We start from the raw sequence: 16,045 nt of genomic DNA, 5'->3' as shown, positions 1-16,045 counted from the left end.
GGCCCAGGGCCTGAAGGTCTACTTCTGAAAATCCGTGCCTCGAAGTTGCCAGTCCGCTCGCGGCCCCATTGCGTTGAATAAGTCGGCTTGAAGCAACCCTGAAGTACTGATTCAATCTCCTTAGCGACCATCTCAGCCCCACAGGGATGTCTTCGCCCTTGATGCCGATGAGCCCTTGCAGCACACCGATTCAGTGCCTCTCCATCACTCCGGGCCGGGCAGGTTGCCATCGACGTCGTCATGAGAGCTTGCTAGAGACTGCCGCCTCGCGAACCGCAGGATCACGCCCAACGCCGCCGCGACCGGTATCGCCAACAACAAGCCGATGAAGCCGAACAGCCATCCAAAGGCGAACAGCGCAAACATCATCCAGACTGGGTTGAGTTTGACGCGACGACCGATAACACGCGGCGACAGTACATAATCGGCAAGCATTTCGCCGACGATGAAGATGCCCCCCACAACAGCGACGGGTACCCAGTTCGGCCAGAACTGGGCCATCGCAACGCACACGGACACGAAGAAGCCGGTGGCGGCCCCGAAATAGGGAACAAAACTGATGAGGCCCGCAGTGATACCTATCAAAATGGCATGGTTGAGGCCGGTCATCTTGAGAACTGTTGCGTAAAGCACGGCGAGAACGAGACAGATAACGACCTGCCCGCGCACAAAGCCAGTAACCGTATCGTCGATTTCGCGCCCAAGCGCCCGAATATGGTCGCGTTGCGCCGGGGGAAACCAGCCATCGACGGTCGCAATCATCCGTTGCCAGTCAATTGCCAGATAAATGGCGATGATCGGCGTGACGACGAGCAGTGAAAGAAGGTGGATCAAGGCCAGTCCGCCCGACCATGCCGAGCGAAGGAAGCCATCGAGCCAAGCGCTGCCCATCGCGCCAGCGACATCGCCGGAGGATGGCTCGATATGAACCTCATCACCGATGATACGGTGCAGCCAGGGGCGGCTTGCATCGGTCATGAGTGACTGGAGCCGTGCGACATAGCGGGGAAACTCATCGATAAAGAATCTGAGTTCGCCAATGATGGCCGGGAGCATCACCAAGAGAACAGCAATAAAAGCGGCAACCAGCGGCAGGAAGACGACGAGAGCTGCCAAGGATCGACTAATCCCAAACCGCTCCAATCTGTCGACCGTCGGAACGAGCAGATAGGCGAGCAATGCGCCGACGACGAACGGCAAGAGGATTTGGCGCAACAGCACCAGCGCAACCAAAGCGACAGCAGAGACCGCAATCCAGAACGTTGCTGGTTGCGCAAATCTCATCGAGTTTCTCCGCACGTTCAGTTTCGAACTCTACTGCCAGATTTGCAGCCCCACGAACCCGAGTAACGACTGCCGACGGTACCAAGATAAAGGTACTGTGCGAGCGGTTCTGTTGCAAATCTCCCGCATTAGGTAGCAAACGCACCGATAACAAATGTCGGCCGTACAGATCACCCTTACCACTGCCTGAAAGCATGGCGCACAGCGCCTATTCGTCGGACGTTCGCGGCCAGCTCCTGCGCCTGCCTGGTGCCACGAAATTCTCGGACCAGGCCGTACGCTTCAACGGCAGCGGCAGCAAGTGCGTCTCGGTGCCCCTGGGCCTGGTACTGGATGGCAAGCCGGAGAATCAGAACGAGCTCGCGATCTAGCTAGGCTGTGAATCCATAAACCTGCCGGGCGGACGGCTTGCCAGAGTCCGCCATGCGCCGATAGCGACCAAACTCCGCAGCGCAGCGAAACGACGCTATGTGCCAACACCGGACAACCGCTCCTGATCCACCGCCAGCTCAGAACCCGCGCGCCGCGGCTCCACGAAGTTTGCAACGGTAGCGCCGCTCACGCCCGCGGTGGTAGCAGTGCGGCTACCTCACCATCGCAATCTCGCTCGGCCGCCATTCCTTTGTGAAGAACGGTTCAAGCGGGCTGTAAAGACGGAGGATAGTGAACCAACCCTTGCCGGGCGTGGTCTGAATCCAGTTGCCCCGCTTGACCCCCGCAGGCTGCGTCGGGCTGAAATAGACCGTCGTAGTGCCGTCGGCATCCGGTTCGGCGGCGGGCGACGGGTAGCTCTGGCTACCAGCGCGGGGGTAGCGCTGCGGCGTGTCGAGCATCGAGCGCGTCTGATTGTCGTAGAGCGTGAACGACCAGAAGTTCGCTTCCGGAATCCCCTTGGGCAGCGTCACCTTGTAGGTCTTGGAGCCGTCGTAGTAATTCTTGTCGGCATCTAGCATGTTGAGCAGATATTGGGAGCCGATGCCGGGCACGCGCATGGCCATGGCCGGCGTGATACCGGTGACGTAGTAAAAGAACGCTGTGCGTGCATCCAACTGGCGGTACCCTGTGGCTGGGAACGGCCTGACGCCCTCACGAGTGACTTCCGGGATCGGGGTCTCGAACTCGTATCCCGAGACAAACAGGAAGTTCATCCAAGCCGAGCCCGGGTAATAGAACCAACTCGGATCGCGGGGATTCATAAATAAGCTGCGCGAGGTAGCATTGGCGGCTACAACGGCTTCCGTGAGAATTTTCTTCATTCGCGCGTCGGGCGCAAATGGTTTGCCCTTGATGATGCCGATGGCAGCAACCGATCCCATTTGTTCCGGATCAAGCGACGTTGCTGGCTCCTGCTGCACGATCTCATTCAGCATCTCGTAGAAACTGAAGTCGTTTGGCGGAACAGTGTTCATAACTTTTCCGCTGCCTTCGTGGAATACAGTGGCCGGCGGGTCAATGATTTTGCCAAGCTTGGCTTTGCCGGAAAGGAACTCCGCGATGGGTGTGCCGACACCGCCAGCCTCGTACGGGTAAATCTTGGTCAGCTTCTTGATCGACTCTGCCGCAGGCTTCGGATCGTTTTTGTTCTCGAGAAACGCGCGGCCCATGATTAGCAACCGGTTGGTCCGGGATCGGGCGACGGAGTAGCCGCTCTCAGGCTCCGGACCGTCGTAGCCCGGCGGCAGGATGAGATACTTGCCGCCAAGGCCACGATCAGGGCCCGGCAGCCCAAAATCAGTGACCCAGCGGAACCACATGTCGTCCAAAGCTCCCAGCACCTTGGGTGGCACCTCAAGCACCATTGGCCCCTTGGATACGTCGATGAAGCCGAGGAAGTAAACGGTGTCTGCGTTGGCAGTCAGGAACAACGATCTCGCATCCATCAACTCGGAGAAGATGAGGATTTCGTTGTCCTTGACTCCGGCGTCCAGAAAGCCCCTGTGTGCGGCGACCAAACTGACACCCTGCATCGTGTTTGCGAACGCGTCGTAGGCGTGCGCGAAGTCGATGTAGTCATAAGCCTTTTCCAATGTAGCCTTTCCCGGCGCGCCGTCCTTGAAATCGAGCGTACCGAGTCGCGACTCGACTTTGTCCGGCGTGGCGATCGACGGAGGGATTGCAGGCACCGTCTGAGCGGCGGCCAAACGGGGCAGTGTCGATGCGGCGCAGACTGCTGCGAGGAGATAGATTTGCTTCATCCCAACCTCCCGTTCCTGCCTCTCCAATCCCCAATTTACCAAAAAAGCTCTGTCTCGACTATGCAATGGGGCAGCGACGACGACGCGACCTCATTGTAGGATGCAATGTCCGATCCGGGGCATTCGCGACCGGGTAGAGCCAGTAGCAAGTCCGGCCCTGTCCGCTATTCCGCTGAAAGCGGAAGTACATTCAGAGCATTAGTGACAAGCGACGGGCCATTGCGGGTTGATTGCAATGCCCGAGACGTGATTCCAGCTCCGAAATCGGAGCCTTTACGCGCTAATGAGTCCGTGCCCTTGTGAAGCGGGGCAAGACAGAGGCGGGCGATGCCAAGGCGATCTGTGAGGCGGTGACGCGGCCAGCCATGCGCTTTGTTCCGGTGAAGTCGGCCGAACAGCAGGCGGCGCTGGCGCTGCATCGGACGCGCGGTCTGCTTGCCGAGTTCGGGATCGAGATGGCGCGCGGTCTACACCATGCCCTACGACTGGCGAGCCAGCTCTCCAAAGGCAAGGCCTCCGCGGTGCCCTCGCTGGCTCGGCTGGTGGTGAAGGGATTGGCGGCGGATCAGATCGGCACGATTCAACTCCAACTCACTGGTCTGGAGAAGGAGCTTGTGGTCTGGCATCGCTCCAACGAGCTGTCGCAGCGCGTGGCCAGGATTCGAATCCGGTTCTTCCCATCCACGCGAACGGTAATCGACCGCTTCCTCGCCTTTGACCCATTAGAGAACACCATCGGCCTTTGCCGAATGTCCGCTTCAGCCAAATGTGTTTCGAAAGCGGACCGGCGGCTCGCGGCCCCGTTGCAGACATCGGAGCGGGAAGTCTAAGCTCTCGGCATGCTTCACTCGTCTCTCATGTCCTTCCTTAACGGTGAAATATCGGCAGGAGCGCTTTGGCATGAGATTGAGGCTGAGGTGATGGGCTGCCTCGCCGCCACATTTGCCGACGCAGGCGTGGGTCACGTAATCATCACCGACGGTCCAAAAGCGCTCGTCACTGGTCAGCACGCGGATGTCCTCCTCAGAGCGCTGGCGGAGGGCAGCCTGCCGCTAGATGCCGCCTGCTATATCGCCGATGCGATGATCATGAGTGACTGCTTCGATTTTGGTGACGAGAGAGTCTCGGAGGCACTCTCTTATCTTTCAGACGAGAGCGTACCGTTCTCACGCCAAGAAGCTGAAGCCTTGCGGGGCCGCCTCTCGGCACCAACATAGCGTCCGATTAGCACTCTTTGCGGACGTACGGATACTCAAACGTCAGGTAAATCGCAAAGGCCGGTTTCTTTCGCGCCAGGAAGCCGGACTCAGCGAGGTGACCCGTCGGAACTCGCGATTGAAGTTCGACTTCGTCTGAAAGCCGGATTCGAACATCGCTGCTGTCACCGACATGTCCGTCTCGCGCAGCAAGCGGCAGGCTTCGGCAATGCGAAAGTCGTTGATGTATTGGGAGACATTCTTGCCTGCCAGCCGGTTGACCGCGCCGGATATCTGCCGAGCAGGCACGCCCGCCCGCCGCGCCAGTCGCGACAATGTCAGGTTTTCGTCACGAGACAGTTTCTGATCGGCCAGAAGACGGTTTATGTGATCAAAAACTTCGCGGTCCTGCGGCGTCTCGAATGGGTTGGAAGGCGCGCCCTGAACCGCGACGGGACGCGCGCGTGCGCGCGACGCGACGATTGCCATAAGACCTATGAAGAACAGCCCCAGCAGATTTGCATTGCTTACCATGAGGGCAACGTTTGCCCCCTTGGACCACTCGAAGTCGAGAAGAACCGCCAGATCAAAGAGCGCCGACAGACAAAGCGCTGCGGCGGCGATCACCAGCGCACGATGCGCTGCAACGGCGCTGTCGAAACGGGCCTCGTCCAATGCGTCGGGACCGGAGCGACCGAGGTCCAGAACCGCCAGCGCGTAGCCGACGAACATCGCGATCAGGGCCGCATCGATCAGGACCGGTGCCAGCAGCACCAGCACAACGATGCCGAACGGCGGGAGGGCGTGAAGCCAGCGGGTACGGCTTACCACCGCATCATCGCTGTGAATCAAGCTGCGAAAGCTCGCCAGCACCAGGGGCGGAAGGCAGCTTGCCACCACCGGCAGCAAATAGCGTAGTTCCTCGACGTGGTACCCCCAACGCAAACCGACCACGACCGACTGCAAGGCGCAGACGCCGATCAAAGTCAGAAACGCCCAATTCCCCGTTGAGTTTTCCTTGCTGCGCAGCACCGCACCAAGGAGCAGCAGAAGCAGAAATGCGACAACGAACGGCAGCGGAATGAAGATCAAGACCTGTCCCACCCAAGACAATGAATGCAGCGACAATGGCCCAAATCATGATCGAGGACGACCTCAATCGCGATCGAGGAAGCGCCAGAACACGGCATCTGCAATCCATCGCCGGTCTTCTTTTGCAACCGAGCGAGATGCCATGGACCCCTTCCGCGCCCTTTCTGCCATCGCACTTACCATCACCCTCACCTCACCCTGCCTGGCCGCCGAAGTCGGCATGCGCGAGATAGGCGTGCCAGCACCCGAACGCGGACGGAGTCTCGCGGTTACCGTGTGGTATCCCGCCGAGGCAGGCGGCCAGCCGGTTCTCGTCGGCGACAACAAGGCGTTCAAAGGTTCGTCGGCATTGATGAACGCGCCGGTCGCCAAAGGCCGCTTTCCGTTGATCGTGATGTCGCACGGCTCCGGCGGCCGCATTCAAGGCATGAGCTGGTTCGCCACCGAATTGACCAAGGCAGGTTTTATCGTGGCAGGCCCCAATCACCCCGGAACCACCAGCGGCGACTCGACGCCGGCCGATACGCCAAAGCTCTGGGAACGCACGTCGGACCTGTCGGCGGTGATCGACATGATGACAGCCGATCCCTCCTGGAGCGACGCCATTGACGCCGACAGGATCGGCGTCGTCGGTTTCTCACTCGGCGGCGCTGCCGCGATGGAAATCGCTGGCGCTCGGGCAAACCTCGAGGCCTACGCCCGCTATTGCGACACGTATGAGGAAAGGGATTGTGCCTGGTATGCGGGCGGCCAAGCGTATGTCAATGACGAGGCCGTGAAAGTCGACAAGGTCGATTTGCGCAAGATCGACAGGACGCGCTTCGAACAGTCAAACCTTGATCGCCGAATCAAATCGGCCGTGCTGATCGACCCGGGCCTTGCTCAGGCCTATGACGAGCCAAGCCTCAGGAAAATCACGATACCCATGAGCTTCATCAATCTTGGCGATGCTGGGACCATTCCCGAGGCGGTGATTGCAGACCGCTTGGCGACGCTGACGCCGAAGGGCACGTACGCGTCCGTTGCCGGGGCCGTTCACTTCAGCTTCCTGCCGGAGTGCAAGGAAGGTGGGGCCGAGCTGCTGAAGTCGTCGGGAGAAACTGATCCGATCTGTGAGGATGGCGGCAACCGACCGCGCGCAGACATCCATTCCGAGCTGGCCCACCTCGTGATCACAGCCCTGGGCCAAAATCACTCGCATTCTGGCGTCCGCTAACCGCCCGTTGCTGGCTTCTAGAACCAATGTCGGTTCAACTGCGTCAGGAAATCTATCCTCGTTCTGATGACGTGCTCAAAACACTGCATCGCAACACTTTGCGCCACCGCTTTCACGGTCACCGACCTGGATTCGATCCGGCACGTTATTCTCGGTTGGCTGCAGGTTTGAGATGATCATGAAGCCGCCCGCCGCACCGTCAAAGAGTCTCTCGATATGCAGGACGATGCCGCCTGGGGGCGCTGCCAGCGAGGCCAGCCCGAAGTTCTTATTGGTGGGAGTTCCCGAACTGCCATCGTGGCGAACCTAGTCCGATGTCGAGCAAGGCGCTCCCATTTGGAAGCTTAATTGGACCCTGGCAGACCAGAATTCAAAGCGGTCGTGCCGGCTCAATCGACGGATATTCTAGAATTTGCGACCGCCGGTCGATACGACTCTGACCCGACTTAGGTGCATATCAGACAAGAAACTAATCTCGAGCTTCTCGAACCGCTCGATGCAGCGAACCATGACCTTACCTCTGGCGAGAGATATAGCAAAAGCTCTCGCCAAAGCCTGGATAGGCGTTCTAGTTGGCAGTAGCCTTCTGGCCGCGTTTTGATGCTTTAGCGTTCTCAGCGCGTTTCTTGCCCAGCCCCATTTTCTTGGCGAGTGTCGACCGAGCCGCGGCATAAGCAGGCGCGACCATCGGATAGTCGGCCGGAAGTCCCCATTTTGCCCGATATTCGTCGGGGGTCAGATTGTAATGCGTTCCAAGATGTCGCTTCAGCGATTTGAACATCTTTCCATCTTCGAGGCAGATCAAATAGTCATCCGTCACTGACTTTTTGACCGAAATAGCGGGCTTCGGGGCCTCCACGGCAGCAGGAACAGCAGACTCTTTGCCGAGTTTGCTGAGCGACGCATGAATTTCAGCGATCAAACCAGGCAGCGAAGCCGCCGGAACGGCATTGTTGGAAATGTAAGCTGACACGACATCAGAAGTCAGCCGGACAAGCGCATCATCGTCTGCAATAGGCACTGTTTTCTCCGTTACTTCACCCCCGATCCGGGTTTAACGAACTCATCCAGCAATGCAACAAGCTTCGTAGCCGTTGGTTCCAACTGGAACTAAAGAGGCAGCCAGAGAGAACGACACGCTCAGAAGAAAAACGCCAATCTTGGTGACGGAGAGCACTGAATTCGGGGTGTCGTTGCTGGCATCGTCCGCCGACACCCCGTCGATGCCAGGGCGAAATTACCGATGCCCGATCCGACCGCTCTCATCGACTGCAACGTCTACGTATGAACCCTTCTAAATACCCACGGTAGGGTTTAATATCGGATCGAATGAGTTAATATCGAACCACTTGACTTGATATCGGATCAGCAAGGAGGCCTCATGGCAAGATCAAGGCGGCAAAGCGCGATCCGCAATCCGCTGACGGATATCTTTGGCGTGGATTCCAACGTCGCCGTCCTGCGCGAACTCGTCCGGCATGGTGCGGCTCTGTCTAACTCCGACATCCAGAACAGGTCTGGACTATCCAAAAGCAGTGTCAGACTGGGAATTATCTCACTGGAACAATCGGGTATCGTAGTGAGCGAGGGCTCCCGGGCAACGAAACTCCACCGCTTCAATGAAACGCACTTTCTGGCTCCGCAGATTGCGGCCCTCTACGATGCCGAGAAGAACAGATTTACCGAGATCATCGACACAGTTCGAAACAGCGCTGGAGATCGGCGTTCGCTGCTCAAAAGCCTTTGGATTTATGGAAGCGTTGCCAGGAAGGAAGATGGGCTAGAAAGCGATCTCGACATCGGCCTAATTGCGGACAAGGAAAATCTGTTGGGCGTAGTGGAGACGGTCAGGGAAAACCTGCGGGAACCGGCCACAAGACTCGGCTTTCTTCCGAACGTCGTCGGGCTTGACTTGGAGGATGTGGCGCAGCTCGCCCAGCAGGCCGATCCTTGGTGGTCGACCACTATACAGGATGCCGTAGTCCTTGTAGGTGATAGGCCCGAAAACGTGCCCAACCATGGAGGGAGCAACGTACATGGTTAGAACGGGTTCGACGAAGAAGAAGGACGCCGCCTATGCCTCCGCGCGGCTTGTGCTCGCTCGAGGCTTCCTCAAGAACGCACGCAATAGCATTACCGTGGCCGATCTGGGAGACATCGGAAACCCCACGATGTCGACGGTTATCAACTGCGTCATAGCTTATGCGGACGTGCTCACCGCCAAATACAAGGGCGCGATTAACCAAGAAGACCACCAAGCTGTGGTGAAGCTGCTTCGCGCCGCGCTGGGAAAGGACCTGCCGTCGAAGCAGGAATCGAATCTTAAGGCTCTTCTGGAACAGAAGGACGAAGTTCAATACGGTTCGAGGGTGAAGACTCACGCCGATGCCCAGAGGGCTCTCGAGAGATTGGAAGAGTTCGCCAAGTGGGCAGAGGAAATGTACGCCCGGTAGCAGAGGATTGCGGTTCGTTTGGGACTGCCGAGATGACTTCCCGCCGCTTTGGTGGACTTTGCTACGTAATGCGGGAGTGAAGGTTGAGACAGGTTGCTTTTGCCAATGTGTTGGCGCACCGTCTGTCCGCCTCGATCTTGTGGGCACCGCTGCGGGCCTTGCTGCCGCTGTGAAACGCGACGGGAGTTCCAAACCTCTCATTTCCACCCCTCGCGGTCGTTCCCCATAGTGTAGAAACGAGATAGCCTCCCCTTATGAGCGAAGAGGAAATTTCGTTGGCGGGCGGTCGTATCACGTCTGGCGTTGTTCGTTTAGGCGACACGGTCCGCCGTCCAATCCGAGGCGACCCTACCTGCGCTCACGGCTTGCTGACACACCTGGAAGAACAGGGCTTTGACGGCTCGCCACGGCTCCTTGGTATCGATGAGCAGAACCGTGAGATTATGACCTACCTGCCCGGCGACGTTCCAAGCGATCTGGGTCATTTTGCCGATTTTCAGCTTGCTGCCGCTGGGGCACTGCTAAGGCGGTTCCATGATGCAACGGCGAACTTTACCGAGGTCCGCGAGCGCAATGCCGAAGTGATGTGCCACAACGACTGGGCACCGACAAACGCTGTATTTTGTGATGGTGTGCCCTATGGGATGGTCGACTTCGACACGATCGCTCCCGGTCTCCGCCTATGGGATTTGGGTTATTCAGCCTTCACCTGGCTCGACCTTGGCAATCCCGACTATACCGGTGACGAGCAGGTGAGACGCCTATCTGTGCTTGCTGACGGATATGGGTTGGCAAACTGCTCTGCAGCGCAGATCGCCGGTTACGCAGTCGCACGACAGACGGCCCTTGCTGTGTCGGGGCGTGTGCAGGGCAAGAAGGAGATGGTCGATTGGGCCGCATCCGCCGCGTCATGGACCGTCCTCAACGTGACCGAGCGCATAAGCCCGACCGGCTACGATTTGCGTTTTACCGTGTAGGTCGCCTTTTTAAACCGGTCGCTTGCCCGAAAGCAGCTGCAATACCGCTGACCAACAACCGGACTATAGCGCCACATAGTGGGCGACAACGCCGGCGATACCGACATCAAAGACAAGTATCGATTTTGCATCTGTCGTCATGGGCTCGCGATCAGTCGCAAGCAATAATGGATTTTGATGACAGATTGATCCGCAGATGTAAGCCGGCGTGGTGCCAAGCATGCTCGCCATCGGGCGGTGGACATAACCGCTGGAGATCGCCAATGGCTTGACCGGTGATCGGTCAAGCATGGAAGCGAGGTCATGCGTACCACGACACGCGGATTCGTCTAGAGGCTCAATCCCGCTGGGGAATACGTGCTGATGCGTGAACAGCAGCGCGCGTCGATGCGCCGCCTCCAGAAGCGTCTTCTCCAGCCAAGACAAATGCGGTCGAGCGTCACCGTGATGGTCACCATCGATCGTAACATCGAGGCCCACGATCAGAAAATCGCCTGCAGGAACGGCGAAATGCATAGCATCAGGACCTGTCCAGTAGTTCACATGATTGAAAGCTGCCCGCATCAGTGCGCGCTGATCGGAATTGCCAGGGAGTAAAAAACACGGGCAAGCGAGGCGGCGTGTGATGCGGTCGATCTCGCGGTAGCCATCCTCCCAGCCATCCTCGACCAGATCGCCCGAGACCACAGCAATGTCAGGCCCGATCTGTCGCAGCCAATCGATGGCTCGTCCAAGATCGTCGACATTATTGTTGTCGGTCCGCGCGTGAACATCGCTTAGCTGGGCAACTAGCATTGAGCCTCCTTGGTAATTCGACTCGTCGAAATAGCCATGAGCGGGTCAGTTAACCTCTACGCATTTGCCTGTGATAACGCTGAGAGTGTTGTCGGATTTTTCGTCGCCATCAACATAGCCAATTCCACGATATTCCTGAAACTGCATGGACGACTCCCTGAACGTGAAGGCGCTTCCAAGCCCCCCACATACGATTTCCAGCGGCTTCGTTGGACGGTTATTGGTCGGCAATCTAGGAATGCCGACGTTGTTCCCGCCTTCCTCACCACGTACGGATAGTTAGAATGCCCGCTGTCTTCAGGAGACCGAACGATGGTGTATTTGCCGTCCGCGGCATTGGAACCCACCAGTTTCCATTCGCTGTTGACCAATCGAGAGTCCGTGACATTTTCGGCTGAACACGCGAAATGCTGCGCGTAAGCAGGAAACACAAACGACAACAAGCAAGCGCCACCCAGCATATTGCGCATCAGGCCGGCCATCTTCTCAACTGCCCTCCCGTATAAATTTTCGGAATCAAATCAAAATGTTCGTCCGCTCGGGGATGTTCTTCACCTGAAGAATGCTTACGACTAAACAATAATTTTTGGGTTTGTCGGTTTTGTGGCACCTCGTCGAGAGTACAGCCGTCGACTTGCCACGCCAATTAGCGTTATCAGCGGCTTCCTATAGGACGCTTATCAAAGTTGGTCGATAGTAACACCGCATCTGTCGCAAATATCCGTCGCAAAATAGACCTTTTGCATCTAACCTTTGCAACATAAATTCATTTGGCTTTCGGGGCAGCCTGTTTGTCGCAGATGTTAGTATATCTGCGAAAACTAGTCCGGCAGTTGGATCAGATGCCTGTCGGTCAGATAACTGCCCGAAGCCACGGCGTCCCGCACGACGAAGGGACGGAGATCAACATTTCGTAAATCAACTAGCGGCAACCAATGCTGTGTCAGATGGGCTTCATTACTAACTACGTCATGCCGATCCAGCGACACCAAGAAAAAGTGCTCCGCCTGCTGAACGACTTGGGCTTGATAGCGGAAATAGTTCTCGACGCAGAAAAGATATTGAGCGGCCACAATGCGGGCATTGGTCTCTTCCTCAAACTCTTTCCGAAGCCGGGTCTCAAAGGTATCGCCCACTTCATATTCCCCACCGATAAAGGCGTAACATGAAGACGGATCGTCAGTAGGCTTCTGAACGAGCACTTTTTCGTCGTTCACAACGATGCCTGCAACTCTCACTCGGGGTATTTGGCGGGAGGCTACCGCCTGGAAAAATTGTTCTTGGGTAAGGGCCATAATCTACCTCCCGTTCGGTTCGCTGCGAAATTCCAGAGTTCTTCATCAATTGAATCGCAGGCTATTGCACGGCACCCAATGCAAAAGTCCAGAAACCCGCTGCGTAGCAGGTTTTAGGCTTTCCGCGACAGTCGCAAAGAAGCTCAAAGCGACCTATGCCCTTGAGGAAAGCTCCGTGCCCAGCCAGTTTAGGTAATCCCTGATCGCAGCTTCATCCCGTTTGCAATACGACCATTTCAGGTGCTTCCGCACTGTGATGAAGCCTGTTTGTTTGAGAATTTCCAGATGCCTGCTGGCCGTAGGTTGTGCGACGGCCAAAGCCTCGGCAATCAATGTCATGCAAACACCGAACTCGACCGGATCGGCTGACCACTGGTGGCCGAAGTGCCTTTGCGGTTCCGCCAGCAGCCGAAGGATCGTCAGACGCTGCTCGCTCGCCATGGCCTTGATTTGTGTTGATCTGTCCATGGCCCTCATCATATTGTCATTTAGCTAAGTTGCAATATGAGCCCTCGCTATGTTGGACCTGCCAAATACCACGATCATTGAAGGCAATGCTGTCCGTTGGGGCAAGGCCGGGGGCGGGCCGCCACTGGTCGCAATTCATGGAACGCCTTTTTCGTCGCAGGTCTGGCGCAGGATCGTGCCACAACTCGAGGACCGCAGGACCATCTACTACTTCGATCTGGTCGGCTACGGGCTGTCCGAGATGCGTGACGGTCAGGACGTGTCTCTGGCCGTGCAGAACAAGGTTCTGGCTGCCCTGTTCGCGGAATGGGGCCTCGAACGCCCGGACGTGCTGGCGCACGACTTCGGTGGGGCCACAGCGCTACGTGCCTATTACCTGAACGGCCTGCGCTATGGTTCCCTGACAATCTTCGACGCTGTTGCCCTCGCCCCTTGGGGGTCCCCTTTGGTCCAGCATGTGCGCAAGTATGAACCGGCCTTTTCTGGGATGCCGGATTACATGCACCGGGCGCTGTTGCGGGCCTACTTGCAAACGGCGGCACACAATCCCTTGCCCGAGCAGGCCATGGACATTTACTGCGCGCCGTGGCTCGGCCCGGTCGGCCAGCCTGCATTCTACCGTCAGATCGGGCAGATGGATCAGAAATATACCGATGAGGTCGAGGGGCGATACGAACGGATGGAATGCCCCGTAACCGTCCTTTGGGGACAGAACGACGAATGGATACCATATGAGAAAGGAGTGGCCCTGGCCGCATCGATCTCTGATGGTGCTTGCATCCCAATATCTGATTCAGGGCATCTGGTTCAGGAAGATCGGCCCGAAGCGATAGTGGCGGCCGTCCTCAAGCAGTTCAGCCAGAGCTAACGGCGCACCATCCACAAAGCCGACCGATTTCGACATCGATATCTGCTTGGATTCCACATTTCGGTTATTCCCATCACTGTTGGCGGTGAATGATTGCGGTTGTCCTGAGGTTGGATATGCTTCACCAAGGTGGACCTCAATTGGGGACATGTGGTGCGCTTCTGTTCGGCATGGTCGAGTATATTTCTGGGTCTTTGGGCGTCGATTTCTGCCGCCCAGGCCGCGGTCACCATTGACAGGCTATCAGAGGCCGGATCGCAAACCATCCTTGTAATTCGGGGTCAGTTTGAGTTCACGGACAAGCCGGAAGCGCTGGCAGCAGAAGTCGTGGCATCGGGCGCGCATGTTGTTACTTTCGACAGCAACGGTGGCAACGTTCACGCGGCCATGGCCTTTGGCCGTGCGATCCGGAGGCTGGGACTTGAGACGATCCAGTTGCGTGCGGCGGAATGCGCCTCGGCTTGCGCGCTCGTTTTCGTCGGCGGTGTCCGCCGGACAGCGGAACCTGGTTCGATCGGCGTCCACCAATCCTCGTTCTCTGATGACGCTCCGGTTACGGGCCACGAGGCTGTGGCTGCCGTACAAGCGCTAACAGCGGATATCATGACCTACCTCATCGAGATGGGGGTTGATCCGAAGCTGCTACAGTTGAGCCTTTCGACCCCCAGTTCGGACATACGGTACCTGACGGCCGGCGAAATGGCGCAGTTTGGTGTGACAACTTCCGCACCAGCGAGCAACCAGAGCGTCTCCACCGCGCCTAATGTCGCTGCACCGATCAGGCAGGTGCCAACAGTTAAAGTTGACACCTCGAGCATTATTCGGGCCTTGCGGTTCGTCGCCGCCTATCACGACGCGTGGTCGCGCCCGAATTCCCAGGCGCTGGCTTTCATGAACTCGGCATACGCCGAAAGAGTGAATTTCTACGGGAAGGAGGTGTCGCGAGACGATGTCCTCAAGGAAAAGGCGACATTCGCTGAACGGTGGCCGAGGCGTGCTTACAGCGTGAAGCACGGTTCTGAACAGGTAATCTGCGACCCGACGTGTACCGTCAGCGGGCTCGTGGAATGGTTCGCAGATAGCCCCAAGCGCGCGAAGTCGTCTTCTGGAGCGGCCACCTTCACCTTGGTCTGGGACCCGGCAACAAGCAAGATCATCTCCGAAACCGGAAATGTCGTGGCTACGGACCGAAAGGCCCATGATCCAATTCGGATAGTCTCACAGTGGCAGGACCAGAATGGCGATTGTCGGGGTGGGCCAGGCGATTCTGACGAAACCTTGAAAGCCTGTGACCGTCGCGAAGCAATCGGAGCCAAGCTTGAGGCGGTGGGCTGGTGTTATGGCCGCGAAGGAGAAAACGGCTACCAGATGGATTGGCACATCTGCGGACGATGAGGCGGCTAGTTGGCCTCTGGCAGGAGTTTTCCGGAAGCCCCCTTCTGACAAAATTCGCCCCTTGACTCTATTTATACGTTCTGTTTTTGTTCGCCTCATGAGCACGAACCATACGCACTCCATACGAATACGTTGATCGGTAACGCCGCCGTCGCGCGGCACCGGACAACATGTTTGTATGTGAGGAAGTTATGGGTATCGCACAGCGCGCGATGACGCTTCGCGCCAGCAGAAAATTGGCGTCGACCTTTTATCCTTCAGCCGCCATCAAGTGTATCGGGCTCCGTCGGTACCGTTCTCAATCGGCGCGCGACGTGGCCTGTCTGCTCGACGTGAACCCTTCGATCACCGCCTGGAAATGCATGCCGACCGCGTTTGACTGCGCGGGGCAACCGCACGTGCCCGATTTCGAAATCTTCAACGTCGAAGGTGGCAGCACTTTCGTCGATGCCCCGGATCGGAGGGGTGCCTCGTATGCACCGACGGTTGAAGCGGCGGTAAAAGCTAACAACGGTCGCTATCACCCCTTGGCGAACGAGGAGGTTTATAGCGGCTATCGACTTCGCAACGCCAAGGACCTCCTCCGATACGGGGACCACATCACCCCTCTCGGGGATCGGCTTCGGCTACTGGCCGGTCTCGATGAGCACGGATCGCTTCCGTTCTCCGAATGCTTGGCGGCGTTTCAAGAGACACGTGCCGTTGCCGGCATGGCGTCACTGATCCTGCACGGCTTTATCGAGGTGGACCTCGACGAGGCACCGATCGGCCCCGAGACATTGGTGCGGCGAATACCCCGGTGAACTGACGC

At 57.6% G+C, this 16,045-nt stretch carries 16 protein-coding genes and 1 pseudogene; 10 read left to right on the top strand and 7 right to left on the bottom strand.

What is annotated here, in order from left to right:
• Positions 1–204: 204 nt before the first annotated feature.
• The gene (locus tag C7I85_RS14815; protein WP_106724743.1) at positions 205–1,284 is read right to left on the bottom strand and encodes an AI-2E family transporter; all 1,080 of its coding nucleotides are present in this window, start codon (positions 1,282–1,284) and stop codon (positions 205–207) included.
• A gap of 194 nt (positions 1,285–1,478) precedes the next feature.
• On the opposite strand from C7I85_RS14815, the gene C7I85_RS30975 reads away from it, so the two are divergent.
• Positions 1,479–1,655 (top strand): hypothetical protein, encoded by a 177-nt coding sequence (locus C7I85_RS30975; RefSeq protein WP_181257183.1) that lies wholly within the window; start codon positions 1,479–1,481, stop codon positions 1,653–1,655.
• A gap of 213 nt (positions 1,656–1,868) precedes the next feature.
• Here C7I85_RS30975 and C7I85_RS14810 read toward each other — a convergent pair whose 3' ends face one another.
• Positions 1,869–3,479: a DUF1254 domain-containing protein gene (locus C7I85_RS14810; protein ID WP_106724742.1), complete on the bottom strand. Its 1,611-nt coding sequence runs from the start codon at positions 3,477–3,479 to the stop codon at positions 1,869–1,871.
• Between the two features lie 287 nt (positions 3,480–3,766).
• Here C7I85_RS14810 and C7I85_RS14805 point away from each other — a divergent pair.
• Both C7I85_RS14805 and C7I85_RS14800 read left to right on the top strand, forming a co-directional pair.
• Positions 3,767–4,141: pseudogene (locus C7I85_RS14805) on the top strand (IS110 family transposase); the annotation flags it as partial.
• 195 nt (positions 4,142–4,336) lie between these two features.
• Positions 4,337–4,696, top strand: a complete 360-nt coding sequence (locus tag C7I85_RS14800) for a hypothetical protein (protein WP_146148882.1) — start codon at positions 4,337–4,339, stop codon at positions 4,694–4,696.
• A 42-nt stretch (positions 4,697–4,738) separates the two neighbouring features.
• Here C7I85_RS14800 and C7I85_RS14795 read toward each other — a convergent pair whose 3' ends face one another.
• Positions 4,739–5,767, bottom strand: coding sequence for a helix-turn-helix domain-containing protein (locus C7I85_RS14795; RefSeq protein WP_106724740.1), 1,029 nt, complete (start codon positions 5,765–5,767; stop codon positions 4,739–4,741).
• 142 nt (positions 5,768–5,909) lie between these two features.
• On the opposite strand from C7I85_RS14795, the gene C7I85_RS14790 reads away from it, so the two are divergent.
• Positions 5,910–6,983: an alpha/beta hydrolase family protein gene (locus C7I85_RS14790; protein WP_106724739.1), complete on the top strand. Its 1,074-nt coding sequence runs from the start codon at positions 5,910–5,912 to the stop codon at positions 6,981–6,983.
• A 568-nt stretch (positions 6,984–7,551) separates the two neighbouring features.
• Here C7I85_RS14790 and C7I85_RS14785 read toward each other — a convergent pair.
• Positions 7,552–8,004 carry a MucR family transcriptional regulator gene (locus C7I85_RS14785; protein ID WP_210203047.1) on the bottom strand — a complete coding sequence of 151 codons (453 nt, stop codon included), beginning with the start codon at positions 8,002–8,004 and terminating at the stop codon, positions 7,552–7,554.
• A gap of 360 nt (positions 8,005–8,364) precedes the next feature.
• Here C7I85_RS14785 and C7I85_RS14780 point away from each other — a divergent pair, with 360 nt between their 5' ends.
• From C7I85_RS14780 to C7I85_RS14770, 3 genes are all read left to right on the top strand, one after another.
• The gene (locus C7I85_RS14780; RefSeq protein WP_181257182.1) at positions 8,365–9,027 is read left to right on the top strand and encodes a helix-turn-helix domain-containing protein; all 663 of its coding nucleotides are present in this window, start codon (positions 8,365–8,367) and stop codon (positions 9,025–9,027) included.
• Positions 9,020–9,436, top strand: a complete 417-nt coding sequence (locus tag C7I85_RS14775) for a hypothetical protein (RefSeq protein WP_106724737.1) — start codon at positions 9,020–9,022, stop codon at positions 9,434–9,436. The genes C7I85_RS14780 and C7I85_RS14775 overlap by 8 nt, the downstream gene beginning before the upstream one ends.
• Before the next feature lie 254 nt (positions 9,437–9,690).
• The gene (locus C7I85_RS14770) at positions 9,691–10,413 is read left to right on the top strand and encodes a phosphotransferase (RefSeq protein WP_106724736.1); all 723 of its coding nucleotides are present in this window, start codon (positions 9,691–9,693) and stop codon (positions 10,411–10,413) included.
• Positions 10,414–10,476: 63 nt separating this feature from the next.
• On the opposite strand, the gene C7I85_RS14765 is transcribed toward C7I85_RS14770, so the two are convergent.
• The 3 genes from C7I85_RS14765 to C7I85_RS14755 all read right to left on the bottom strand — a co-directional run bounded on the left by C7I85_RS14765 (position 10,477) and on the right by C7I85_RS14755 (position 12,971).
• Entirely contained in the window at positions 10,477–11,208 is a 732-nt protein-coding gene (locus C7I85_RS14765) for a metallophosphoesterase (protein ID WP_106724735.1), read from the bottom strand.
• 821 nt (positions 11,209–12,029) lie between these two features.
• Positions 12,030–12,503, bottom strand: coding sequence for an NUDIX domain-containing protein (locus C7I85_RS14760; protein ID WP_106724734.1), 474 nt, complete (start codon positions 12,501–12,503; stop codon positions 12,030–12,032).
• 153 nt (positions 12,504–12,656) lie between these two features.
• On the bottom strand, positions 12,657–12,971 hold the full coding sequence (locus C7I85_RS14755; protein ID WP_210203046.1) for an ArsR/SmtB family transcription factor: 315 nt from the start codon (positions 12,969–12,971) through the stop codon (positions 12,657–12,659).
• Between the two features lie 49 nt (positions 12,972–13,020).
• Between C7I85_RS14755 and C7I85_RS14750 the strand changes: the two genes are divergently transcribed.
• The 3 genes from C7I85_RS14750 to C7I85_RS14740 all read left to right on the top strand — a co-directional run bounded on the left by C7I85_RS14750 (position 13,021) and on the right by C7I85_RS14740 (position 16,037).
• Positions 13,021–13,839: an alpha/beta fold hydrolase gene (locus tag C7I85_RS14750; protein ID WP_106724732.1), complete on the top strand. Its 819-nt coding sequence runs from the start codon at positions 13,021–13,023 to the stop codon at positions 13,837–13,839.
• Positions 13,840–13,968: 129 nt separating this feature from the next.
• Positions 13,969–15,234 carry a hypothetical protein gene (locus C7I85_RS31665; RefSeq protein WP_245444950.1) on the top strand — a complete coding sequence of 422 codons (1,266 nt, stop codon included), beginning with the start codon at positions 13,969–13,971 and terminating at the stop codon, positions 15,232–15,234.
• A 191-nt stretch (positions 15,235–15,425) separates the two neighbouring features.
• Positions 15,426–16,037, top strand: coding sequence for a hypothetical protein (locus tag C7I85_RS14740; RefSeq protein WP_106724731.1), 612 nt, complete (start codon positions 15,426–15,428; stop codon positions 16,035–16,037).
• Positions 16,038–16,045: the final 8 nt, after the last annotated feature.

It is taken from the genome of Pseudaminobacter soli (ex Li et al. 2025), assembly GCF_003012705.1.
Taxonomy (GTDB): Bacteria; Pseudomonadota; Alphaproteobacteria; order Rhizobiales; family Rhizobiaceae; genus Pseudaminobacter; species Pseudaminobacter soli.
This window is presented reverse-complemented; position numbering and strand designations above follow the sequence as displayed.

Excerpts from the sequence above, each read along its gene's own strand:
- C7I85_RS14750 (WP_106724732.1), top strand. The coding sequence starts at position 13,021 with ATGTTGGACCTGCCAAATACCACGATCATTGAAGGCAATGCTGTCCGT.
- C7I85_RS14755 (WP_210203046.1), bottom strand. The coding sequence starts at position 12,971 with ATGGACAGATCAACACAAATCAAGGCCATGGCGAGCGAGCAGCGTCTG.
- C7I85_RS14810 (WP_106724742.1), bottom strand. The coding sequence starts at position 3,479 with ATGAAGCAAATCTATCTCCTCGCAGCAGTCTGCGCCGCATCGACACTG.
- C7I85_RS14760 (WP_106724734.1), bottom strand. The coding sequence starts at position 12,503 with ATGGCCCTTACCCAAGAACAATTTTTCCAGGCGGTAGCCTCCCGCCAA.
- C7I85_RS30975 (WP_181257183.1), top strand. The coding sequence starts at position 1,479 with ATGGCGCACAGCGCCTATTCGTCGGACGTTCGCGGCCAGCTCCTGCGC.
- C7I85_RS14815 (WP_106724743.1), bottom strand. The coding sequence starts at position 1,284 with ATGAGATTTGCGCAACCAGCAACGTTCTGGATTGCGGTCTCTGCTGTC.
- C7I85_RS14770 (WP_106724736.1), top strand. The coding sequence starts at position 9,691 with ATGAGCGAAGAGGAAATTTCGTTGGCGGGCGGTCGTATCACGTCTGGC.
- C7I85_RS14775 (WP_106724737.1), top strand. The coding sequence starts at position 9,020 with ATGGTTAGAACGGGTTCGACGAAGAAGAAGGACGCCGCCTATGCCTCC.
- C7I85_RS14740 (WP_106724731.1), top strand. The coding sequence starts at position 15,426 with ATGGGTATCGCACAGCGCGCGATGACGCTTCGCGCCAGCAGAAAATTG.
- C7I85_RS14780 (WP_181257182.1), top strand. The coding sequence starts at position 8,365 with ATGGCAAGATCAAGGCGGCAAAGCGCGATCCGCAATCCGCTGACGGAT.
- C7I85_RS14765 (WP_106724735.1), bottom strand. The coding sequence starts at position 11,208 with ATGCTAGTTGCCCAGCTAAGCGATGTTCACGCGCGGACCGACAACAAT.
- C7I85_RS14790 (WP_106724739.1), top strand. The coding sequence starts at position 5,910 with ATGGACCCCTTCCGCGCCCTTTCTGCCATCGCACTTACCATCACCCTC.
- C7I85_RS14800 (WP_146148882.1), top strand. The coding sequence starts at position 4,337 with ATGTCCTTCCTTAACGGTGAAATATCGGCAGGAGCGCTTTGGCATGAG.